Annotated in this window: 8 protein-coding genes; 4 read left to right on the top strand and 4 right to left on the bottom strand. The window is 38.5% G+C overall.

Annotated features, from left to right (window positions below; all coding sequences use genetic code 11):
- From ACR2F7_RS12340 to ACR2F7_RS12325, 4 genes are all read left to right on the top strand, one after another.
- On the top strand, window positions 1-875 hold an 875-nt coding region (locus tag ACR2F7_RS12340; RefSeq protein ID WP_432713862.1), incomplete at its 5' end, for a prolipoprotein diacylglyceryl transferase family protein.
- Between the two features lie 188 nt (window positions 876-1063).
- Window positions 1064-1402, top strand: a complete 339-nt coding sequence (locus ACR2F7_RS12335) for a hypothetical protein (RefSeq protein WP_432713861.1) — start codon at window positions 1064-1066, stop codon at window positions 1400-1402.
- Between the two features lie 109 nt (window positions 1403-1511).
- Entirely contained in the window at window positions 1512-1763 is a 252-nt protein-coding gene (locus ACR2F7_RS12330) for a hypothetical protein (protein ID WP_432713860.1), read from the top strand.
- On the top strand, window positions 1711-2169 hold the full coding sequence (locus tag ACR2F7_RS12325) for a hypothetical protein (RefSeq protein WP_432713859.1): 459 nt from the start codon (window positions 1711-1713) through the stop codon (window positions 2167-2169). The genes ACR2F7_RS12330 and ACR2F7_RS12325 overlap by 53 nt, the downstream gene beginning before the upstream one ends.
- 22 nt (window positions 2170-2191) lie before the next feature.
- Here ACR2F7_RS12325 and ACR2F7_RS12320 read toward each other — a convergent pair whose 3' ends face one another.
- The 4 genes from ACR2F7_RS12320 to ACR2F7_RS12305 form a co-directional block, all read right to left on the bottom strand.
- Complete coding sequence (locus ACR2F7_RS12320) at window positions 2192-3457, bottom strand: MFS transporter (protein WP_432713858.1); 1266 nt, start codon at window positions 3455-3457, stop codon at window positions 2192-2194.
- 316 nt (window positions 3458-3773) lie between these two features.
- Complete coding sequence (locus tag ACR2F7_RS12315) at window positions 3774-5303, bottom strand: RagB/SusD family nutrient uptake outer membrane protein (protein WP_432713857.1); 1530 nt, start codon at window positions 5301-5303, stop codon at window positions 3774-3776.
- Between the two features lie 24 nt (window positions 5304-5327).
- Window positions 5328-8525, bottom strand: coding sequence for a SusC/RagA family TonB-linked outer membrane protein (locus tag ACR2F7_RS12310; protein ID WP_432713856.1), 3198 nt, complete (start codon window positions 8523-8525; stop codon window positions 5328-5330).
- 407 nt (window positions 8526-8932) lie between these two features.
- A partial coding sequence (locus tag ACR2F7_RS12305) for an ABC transporter ATP-binding protein (RefSeq protein ID WP_432713855.1) occupies window positions 8933-10525 on the bottom strand: 1593 nt, incomplete at its 5' end.

Here is a 10525-nt window from a genome sequence, read left to right as displayed (position 1 = left end):
AAATGTTCTTAAATTCCCCCTTGAGCTTTATTTTTTCTATGCAGGGCAGTTGGATAGCTGCCATCCTCCTGTCTATTCTTTTTGCATTTTTAGTTTATTGGGAAAAAAAACAAGCTAAACTGGCCAGCCCCATTCGAACCACAGTAATGATACTTCCCCACCAGTTAATGCCAAAGTTGGTCATCTGGGCGGCTATTTGGGGCTTTCTAGGGGCGAAAATATTTAACTACCTTGAAAATATCCAAATGTATAGTAGCTATTCCTTCGTTGATTTTTTTAAATATAGTGGACTTACTTTTTTAGGCGGATTAATTTGTGGTGGGCTTGGTTTTCTCTATGTTGCTTATAAAAAAGGGATGAGACTGATCAATCTGGTAGATATAGGCTCTCCTGGAATGTTGGTCGCCTATGGTGTCGGACGATTAGGATGTCATCTTTCGGGGGATGGGGACTGGGGCATTGCCAATGTAGCTGCCAATCCATTTCCCGGGCTTCCAAATTGGGTGTGGTCTTTCAACTTTCCACACAATGTGTTGAACAAAGGTGTATACATTAGCGGTTGTAATGGCAATTATTGTTCAGTATTGCCACATGGTGTTTTCCCAACTTCTTTTTATGAATCGGTAATTATTTTAAGTTGCTTTTTTTTGCTTTGGTTTAATAGAAAAAACATACAAATACCAGGACTGATATTTAGTTATTATCTAATGATAATGGGAATAGAGCGTCTTTTAATAGAGGAAATACGAATTAATTTCAAGTATGATATTATGGGACTTCATCTTTCAGAAGCGCAATTTATTAGCCTCATATTTATCTTTTTTGGTGGTATATTATGTATTTATTCGACCTTCCAAAGTCATAAAGGTAAATAATAGTAGCTTTTAGGATTTGAGCAATTATGTATATTTAGTTTATACTAATCCAAGGTAATTGAAGCCTTGAAAAGGAATGGAATAAAATTTATAAATATACACTTTGAAATACAAAGTACTTTTGTTTATCTTTATTGTAGGAAAATTTCGTAAATAATAACATTAAAAACTTACATAACCTTAAGATCATGACAACTATAGAAAATTTCAGAACACAGCCAGTTTATACCGCTTCCTTACTTAAAAGGATTCTTCAGGGGGCATTGATAGCTTTAATCTTGATTTCATTTTTTCTGTTTAAAGCTGGCGAACCGAACCCTGAATGGGGTAAACTTTGGATGATTAGACCATTAATTATTGTTCCCTTTGCAGGTGCCGTAGGGGGTTCTTTTTATTACTTTATGGATGGCCTTCGCTCTAAAGGTAATTGGAGTAAAATAGGAGCCAATGTATTAAGTTTAATGGTTTACCTGATTGGAATATGGATGGGCGCCGTTTTAGGCCTGGATGGCACAATGTGGAATTAAGCTAGTCTTCTCCAACTGGATTTTATGGTTTCCCGTAATGTTTGCCTGATTATAGCTGTTATATTCGTCTGCATAAATGATGATAATTTCCAAACTAAGGACTCTATAAATGAGGATTATAACAAATCTAGTTATTCAAGAAAACGACGGATGGAGGAGAACTTTAGCGGAATCAAATGGCCGCTTGCTCTTTCTTGGCGACTACTTTAATGTTAATATCGATGTCAGCACCAATGCGAGAGAGGTGGCAAATTTTAAAAGGATTATCGATGTCAAAAAAGAAAACCCCGATCAGGTGACTTTATTGATTGGCAACAGATTACAATTATCTATATCCAGAACCACAAACCCATTTTCATAAGGAAGATTTTTTAATTAAGGAAGTGTTGGAAGATGCGCTTGATTATCTTCAGGTTTGTGCTGTTGTAGAGGATATCATTTTTAGCCATGCTGGACTTACAAAAACATGGTGTAGAAATAATGATATTGATTTAAATGATCTTGAAAACAGCATCAACCAGAAATTTAATACTGATCCTTTTGCTTTTTCCGCTGGCATAGGCTATGGCAAATTGGTATGCCAATCGCCATTATGGCTGAGCTCACAAAAGTTACTTATTGATAAAATAAACGATTTTAACCAGGTTGTTTACTATACGCAACAACCTGGTTTATATTTCCCAACAAATGCAAGTTTTATTGATGTGCTTGGTATTTCCTTTATAATAAAGGATACAGAATTGCAGGATAAATCCATATTACGTTAATAAAAACGTAGCTGCTTTGTTTTTACAGAGTATTGGCCTTCAAATTAGTTTTTACATAACCTTTGCCCGTCTCTTTTAGAAGTAAAGACAATAGAATGGCTGTCCCTATCCCTGCTATCCAAAAAAAGCCGGTAGATTGAAAATGTAAATCTTTATCGAGCTCAATTGTTAATGATTTTCCTAATAAAAAGGTGAAGATTGGGCTGATGATGGTAGTAATACCAAAGGTGATAAAGTTCATGGCTCCTGTAGCACTTCCTTTTACTTCATCTGGGTTAGATTCTTTAATCACAGAATAAGGAATCATTGCTGCACCTGATGCTACACCGAAAATAAAATTAGTAACATAGGGGGACACCAGGTTAGGTAAAAAAATAATCTGACAAATAGCTAAAATCATCACGATGGCACCGCCGATCAATACAGGTTTTCTTTTGCCAATCTTATCCGTTAAATATCCAAGCAGGGGACAGCCGAATACCCAACCCATAGGGATTAATGCACTGGCTATTGTGGCCGAATGGAAACTCAGGGCTTTATCTTCCTGAAAAAAAGCTACGCCCCATGTCATCGCAAAAATAGTGGTTGGGGCAAATAGTAGCCCCGATATAATGCCACACAACCAGGATTGGGGGTTTGAAAACACTATTTTATAAGGAGCAAGTCCTGATGTTGATACTTTTGGACTTGACAGGCTCTGAACTTTTTCATCTTTAGGGGTGGTACCCAGTAAGGCGAAAGCCACTATAATGGTAAATACACCCAAACCTATCCAGAATAGCTCCTGGCTCATCCCCTTAGCAATCCATGGGCCTACAATAAACTGACCTGCAGAGCCGCCCAACATGCCTATACATTGGGTAAATCCAATGGCTGTAGCCAGTGACTTAGCCGAGAATCCTTTTGAGGCCAGATAAACACAACCCGGAAATGCAAATGCACAACCAGCACCCTGGAGTAACCTTCCAAAAACTCCGGTATAGTAGTTGGATATAAAGAATAACAAGCAGCCAATGCCTAGTATCAGCGTACCAGTGAAAAGTGAATATTTTGCACCAAACTTGTCTAGTGCAATTCCAGCAATTAAATTGGTGATTGCATAAGTATAATAATAAGTGCCAATTATAGAAACAACACCAATGGAAGAAATACTAAAAGCCTGGGATAATTCAGGTATCATGACTGCTGGTGCTGCCCTGACCACATAATTAATAAAATAAAATAATAAGCCGAAAACCCAAGCAATAATATAATACTTAGAAGAATTAAGTGGTTTGTTTTGCTCCATGTATTTTAAAGATGATGCCGAATGATAATGGCATCAAAGATAAAGCTTATTTTACATGTTGCACATGAAAATCATTATACCTGATCTTCACAACCAACGCCGGGCTTAACCTTGTGCAGGTGAGAGAAAGAAGGATTGGGCTGGAAGGCTCATATTAATACATAATCAACAAATAAGGAATACGCCCCCTAGAATTATAATGCATCATAATTGGTTTACCAAATTATATTTAATAAAATCTTTGCTTAAAAGATTATAAAACAATAAAGCCCCGACGATAAGATCAGGGCTTTGATTTTTGTGCAAATTGATTTTTTTACAAGTTTGGATTATTGTCAATCTCCGATTGTGGAGTAGGTAAGAATAGTTTATCCGCAGTATGCCATGACAAGGGTTCTACTGCAAAATAACCTTTAGCTCTCCATCTTAATATGTCAATATTTCTGATGTGCTCACTGGTCATTTCAGCTATCTTTTCATGCATAAGCGCTTTAATCACATCTGCTTTATTGCTTACCGGAAATTGATTGGTGGGGTAGGGTGGCATAGCAACACTAGGTCTGGCTCTGATTTGGTTAAGGTAAGCAACGGCTGCTGGTGTATTGCCCAGTTCATTTTCACATTCAGCCAGCATTAATAATACTTCAGCATATCTAATAATGCGTTGATTATTACTTCCTGGGTGATAGGCAGCAAATGCACGGTCTTGTTTATAGATGAGCATATATTTTCTAAAACCGATTTTTAAAGTTCTGCCATTCACAACAGATGAGTTACCATTTTGATCAGCATCTACCAGGGTAGAAGCACCATTGTTAAAAACATCACCAGTTTGATAAAAACTGAACGCAAATCGGGGATCAGTTTTTGTGGCACCAGTAGCGGTATTTTCAAACTCATTCAACATTTTGTTTGATGGAATCAGGTTTCTCCAGCCTATGGGGTTATATTCCTGATTTCTAATGGTGCTTTGAGGAGCAGAAACGCCATCTCCTGAAGGACTGCCCCAATTGAAGTTATTATCTCCTTTATCAGAAAAGATGATTTCAAAAATTGATTCATTGTTGAATTCCGTTTCTTCTTCAAAATTATCAAGGAACCTGCTGGTTAGAGAATAACCATTTGTTCCTGATGTTGGTATTTTTAATAGTGCTGCTTTTGCTCCTTCGTAATCTCCCTTTTGCATCATTACCCTTCCCAACATAGCATTAGCAGCAGCGTTGGTTACACGGCCAAGGTCAGTACCAGATTTTCCTGGAAGAACCGTTGCAGCCTCCTGCAGGTCTTTGATAATCATCGCATAGATATCTTCAGCTTTAGCTTTTGGCTGATAATCATTTGGACTTTTTACGGCGGTGGAATATAAAGGCACACTTCCCCACATACTCACCAGGTCAAAGTATGCCCATGCCCTCAAAAATTTAGCTTCACCTGCGCTGCGGTCTCTTATAGCAGTATTATCAGTTACAAGTGGTGCATTATCTAAAACAGTATTTGCCCTGTGAATTACCGTATAGAGGGTATTCCATACAGAATTCATCACAGGGTTGGCTGGATCCACAACCCCAATCAGAATCTGATTTCTGGGTGATTCCAGCTGACTGCCCCCTGTCACAACATCATCGCTGCGCAGGTCGTGTAAAAAGTACCATTCTCGTGCCACCAGGCCAGTACCATGCCAGGCAGCATAGATGGAGTTGGTGCCCGCTACTAATTCTGTAGCAGTCTTAAAGTAACTATCTGTAGGAACAACATTTGGGTTAGTTGTATCAAGGTCCTTTTTACAGGCGTTCATTGTGCAAAGTGCCATCACCCCAATGAAAGAATATATTTTTATGTTTTTCATAAATTATCTTTTAAAAGCTTCAATTTAAAAACTTGCCTGTACACCAAGCTGGAAAGAACGGGCAGCCGGGTATTGCCCAAAATCGACTCCATTAGTCAGGTTGCCCCCTGAGGTATTCTGGTTTTTATTACCTACTTCAGGATCATAACCATTGTATTTGGTGAGCGTAAACAAATTCTGTGAGGAGATATATACTTTTAGGCGACTCATAGAATTGACCCATGATTTTAATACGTTTTCTGGTATAGTATAACCAATCATCAGGTTTTTCATCCGTAAATAGGAACCATCCTCAATCCAGCGGGTGGATAGTCGTCCATTTCGGTTTGGATCGCCTGCAATTGCTCTGGGTATATTAGAGTTGCTATTTGTAGGTGTCCATGCGTTTAAAACCTGCGTTCCTGAATTAAATAACCTAGGCATTCCTTCTAAAATGATGTTTTCGGCATTTAAGATCTTGTTACCTTGTACTCCCTGAAAAAATACAACCATATCAAAATTCCTGTAAGAAGCAGAATAGTTTAAAGAGTAGGTGAATTTTGGTAAAAAGCTTCCAATATAGGTACGGTCATAAGAATCGATAAGGCCATCAGGATTCCCATTTGGACCGCTGACATCTCGAAATTTTATATCCCCTGGCGCAGCATTGGCTTGTGTTGGGCTGCTGGAAATTTCAGCTGCTGTTTTGAATATACCATCGGCAATCCAGCCATAAAAAGACTGTACAGGTCTGCCGACCACTGTATTGGTAAATACATCACCTCCACCAAAGTCAGCATCACTTCCAGATGGTATAGATGCATTTGCCGTATTTAATTTTAGCACCTCATTCCTGATTACACTGATTACACCTGTGATATCCCATTTAAAATCACCTGATGTTTTATGGTAACCTAATTGGAATTCAGCACCTTTGTTCTCCATAGAGCCAATATTGGCTAAGGTACCAACACCCTGGAATCCCTGACTTGGTGCAGTAGGAACCGTTAGTATCAGGTTATCAGTTTTTCTCTGGAAAATTTCCGCTACTACAGTAATTTTATTTTCAAATAAGCCAAGGTCTACTCCAATATTTAATTGTTTTGTTTTTTCCCAACTCAAATCAGGATTGGTAAGTCCATTGGTAAAAGAGGCATTACCACTGCCTGGAGCAATATTACCTATTGGGTAAAATGACTGGTTAGAATTTACAGGGGAAAGGTAGGGATAGTTTCCTAATCCTCCCGGAGGAATACCTGTCAGGCCATATCCTGCTCTTAGTTTCAATTCAGATATAGAAGTGCTGTTTTTTAGGAAATCTTCCTTGTCAATTTTCCAGCCTATGGATGCTGAAGGAAAATTCTCATACTTGTGTCCCGGTGCCCAAATGGAAAAACCATCTCTCCTAATGGATGCACTTAACATATATTTTCCTTCATAATCATAATTTACCCTGCCTACATAAGACTCAAGTTGATTGCTTTGATTGATGTTATTTGCAGCAATATTTGAAGCCCCGTTTAATGTGTTGACAAGATTGGTCGACTGGTTCCCAGAAGAGGTTTCTGTAGTAAAAGTAACGCCCTGTTTTTCATATACAGCTGTTGCCGACACATGATGTGTACCAAAAGTCTTGTCAAAAGTCAATTGTTGTGTATACAATTTAGTAGTGGAAGAAAGTCTTTGATTGGCAATTGAAGCAGAAGTAGCACTTAAAGTTCCGCCATCATTATATATTGGTGTATAATTCTGCGTGTAACCATTTGTATAATCCACACCAAAAGTAGAACGGAATTTCAACCATGAAGCCAGGTTAACATCTAGAAATGCGGTCCCTAAAATTTTTACCGTTTTAATGGTATTAAATCCAATTAAGGCAGACTCCACAGGGTTTGTTGGGTCTGAGCCATCAAAGCTGCTGATGGGCCCCTGAAAGCCTCCTTGTTTAGTTGGATCATTAACAGGAATATAAGGAGGCATCCTGACCACATTGGTTAATTGTGTTCTGTTACCTTGAGTAGCATCATAATGCTGACTGCCAACTGCCGTATAGAGGTTCTCGCCTAAAGTGAATACTTTGCTTATTTTATGGTCAGAGTTGACCCTGTAATTGTACCTGTCGTAACTAAGTCCTTGAGCTATACCATTTTGTTTGAAATAACCTGCAGAAGTATAAAAGCGAGATATGTCGTTACCACCGTTAACAGATAGATTATTGGACGTAAGCAGTGCATTATTGATAAAATAAGCATCTTGCCAGTCTGTATTGGTTTGTGCGTAAGTTTGTGCTGTACCTTCGTATATAGGAAGGTTAAAGTTCGCACTGCTAAAACGTGGAGGTAGATTTGCTGTGCCCAACAACATATTGGCATATTGTACATATTGTTCCGTGTTAAGTAGCTCAAGTTTTTTAGATGGACTTTGAATTCCAGCATAAGAGTCAAGGTTAACTTGTAAATTGCTGTTTCTAGCACCTTTTCTCGTGGTTACCAAAATTACCCCGTTTGTTGCTCTGGAGCCATAAATTGCCGCCGCACTTGCATCTTTCAACACTTCCACCGATTCTATGTCTTTTGAATCGAAACTTGACAGATTTCCCGTTGGAAAGCCATCAATGACATACAACGGATCTGAAGCAAAATTAATTGAACTGATCCCTCTGATGGTTACAATGGCTTGAGAGCCTGGAGAACCGTTATTGGTTACCGTTAAACCCGCAACTCTTCCCTGTAAAGCCTGTTCAACACTGGCTACTGGAAGGGCAGTAATGGTTTTTGCGCTTAAGGAGGTGATTGCTCCTGTTAATGTACTTCTTTTTTGTGTACCATAACCTACAACAACCACTTCATTCAATCCTTTTGAATCGGTCTTTAACTGCACATCTATTGTGCTTTTACCGTCAACCGCCATTTCCTGGGTAATAAAACCTATATTCCTAAAAACTAAAATGCCATTATTTGGAACATTGATCTTATAATTTCCGTCCTGATTGGTAGAAGTCCCCGTTGAAGTGCCCTTTACGGAAACGGTAACACCGGGTATGGCCACTCCATTTTCATCTGTAACTTTACCGGTAATGGTTATATCCTGAACCACTGCAACAGGCAAAAGTTCCATCTTATTATAGCTCACCGACTGTTTTAAAGGGATTTTAGCAGAAATAGTGCCCGTGACGAAGGCACTGATGGCAAGCTGAATCAATGCAAAACGCAAAAATTCTTTAGGTAAATGATTTTTTTTCATAGATTTGATTAATAGAGTTTTGAATAAAAATTCAACAAAAATCCCCCTATCATCCTTTTAGGATGTCAATCATTCGAGATTTGGGAGAGAAACTTTGAACGGCAGTGTGTCAGCACTGTCGTTTTTTTAGGTATCTTCTTTTACATAAGCGTTGGTTTTAAAATGATCAATAATGTATAATGTTAGTTTTGTTTAGGATTTTTTAAAAGTTAATTTGTATAAGATTCTGTTGAGGAGATTCAAGAGGATAAAGTGATATTTGGTATATCTAAAATACAACAAAATTATTACAATGCAATCGGTTGTTTAAATTTCTTAAATTAAATTTATTTGTTATCTAGTCAAAAGCCAATAGCTATTTAATCAATCGATTTAGTACTTATATTGCCGAATTCTTGCTGCTGAATTTAAATTGTAATTGAAGCTGGTCTTTCTCCAATTTGTTGGCGCCACATGGAATAATAGAGTCCTTTCTGCTCCAGCAGTTCCTTATGTCTACCCATTTCAGAAATCTTACCTTTTTCTAATACATAAATGGTGTCAGCATGCATGATGGTAGAAAGTCTATGCGCAATCAAAATAGTCATGGAATCCTGCAAGGCTGAAATATCTCGTATCGTTGCAGAAATCTCCTCCTCGGTTAAAGAATCCAGGGCAGAAGTGGCTTCATCGAAAATCAATAAGGAGGGTTGGCGTAATAGTGCTCTTGCAATGGAAAGACGCTGTTTTTCTCCTCCTGAAAGTTTCATTCCATTTTCACCTAATACGGTATCTATTCCATCCGATGCACGTTCAATCAGTCCTGTGGCGGCAGCTTTTGCCAGGGCATCCATCATCTCTACCTCTGTAGCCTCAGGATTTACAAAAAGCAGGTTTTCCCTAATCGAACCTACATACAACTGCGTATCCTGAGTAACAAAACCTATTTGTCTGCGCAATGGATTATAGCGGATTTGTGAAGAATCAATCCCATTAAACAATATTTGCCCATTTCCAGGCAGGTAGAGTCCTACCAACAGTTTAACCAAAGTAGATTTTCCTGAGCCTGAAGGGCCTACAAAAGCTGCGGTTTGTCCTTTTTTTATGCTAAAAGAAATGTCATCTATAGCATTATAAGCGGAAGTCTTGTGCTGAAAAATGACGTCATTAAATTCCAATCGTTCCAAAGGACCTACTTCAACAGAATTCTCAGGGCGTACTTCTATAGATTTGTTCATCAGGGCATCAAAGGTTTTAAGTGAAGCATCGGCTTCCCTGTAAAGAATTATGAAATTACCCAAATCCTGCAGCGGAGTAAAGATGGCCACAGATATAAACTGCATGGCAATTAATTCACCTGTAGACAGTACTTTTCTGAAAATAAGCCATAACAAAATGAAGAGCACCGATTGTTTCAGCAGGTTCAATAAATTCCCTTGCAGAAAAGAAAGCATGCTCACTTTCCGCGCTTTTACCATTTCCAGGTCGAAGATTTTTAGGGTCTGAATATTTAGTCTGCGGATTTCTGAAAAGGTCAATCCCAGGCTTTTCACCAATTCAATATTGCGTAGGCTCTCTGTGATGATTCCCGCCTGATTGTTAGTCTGCCTGTTGATTGACCGTTGAATGGTCTTTATTCTTTTACTAATTAAACCTGTTAGCGAACCCAATAAAAGCACCCCTACAAAAAACACAGGTACGAGTAACCAGTTTTTATTGATGCTGTACCAAACTAGAAAACACATGCCCACGGTGGAAGAAAAGAGAATATTAATAAAGGCATTAATGAACCTTTCTGCATCAGTTTTCACTTTCTGGAGGACTGAAAGGGTGGTGCCGCTGCGACTTTCCTCAAATTCCTGGTAAGACAGACGCAAAGTTTGCTTCAGACCGTCATTAAAAATGCCCATACCAAATTTAGCAACAGCTTTTCTGGTCATATATTCTTGTATGGCCTTAAAGAGTTTTGCAACAACGGCAATACCCAAAGCGATAATTAGCCAGTAACTTACTTCAGCAAT

This window comes from Pedobacter sp., assembly GCF_045628745.1.
Lineage (GTDB): Bacteria > Bacteroidota > Bacteroidia > Sphingobacteriales > Sphingobacteriaceae > Pedobacter.
Note: the sequence above shows the minus strand (reverse complement) of the source record. Positions and strands in the feature narration are given on the sequence as shown.

What these genes read in the sequence shown, in the direction of transcription:
- ACR2F7_RS12320 (WP_432713858.1), bottom strand. Translation starts at nt 3,457, where the DNA reads ATGGAGCAAAACAAACCACTTAATTCTTCTAAGTATTATATTATTGCT.
- ACR2F7_RS12330 (WP_432713860.1), top strand. Translation starts at nt 1,512, where the DNA reads ATGAGGATTATAACAAATCTAGTTATTCAAGAAAACGACGGATGGAGG.
- ACR2F7_RS12315 (WP_432713857.1), bottom strand. Translation starts at nt 5,303, where the DNA reads ATGAAAAACATAAAAATATATTCTTTCATTGGGGTGATGGCACTTTGC.
- ACR2F7_RS12335 (WP_432713861.1), top strand. Translation starts at nt 1,064, where the DNA reads ATGACAACTATAGAAAATTTCAGAACACAGCCAGTTTATACCGCTTCC.
- ACR2F7_RS12310 (WP_432713856.1), bottom strand. Translation starts at nt 8,525, where the DNA reads ATGAAAAAAAATCATTTACCTAAAGAATTTTTGCGTTTTGCATTGATT.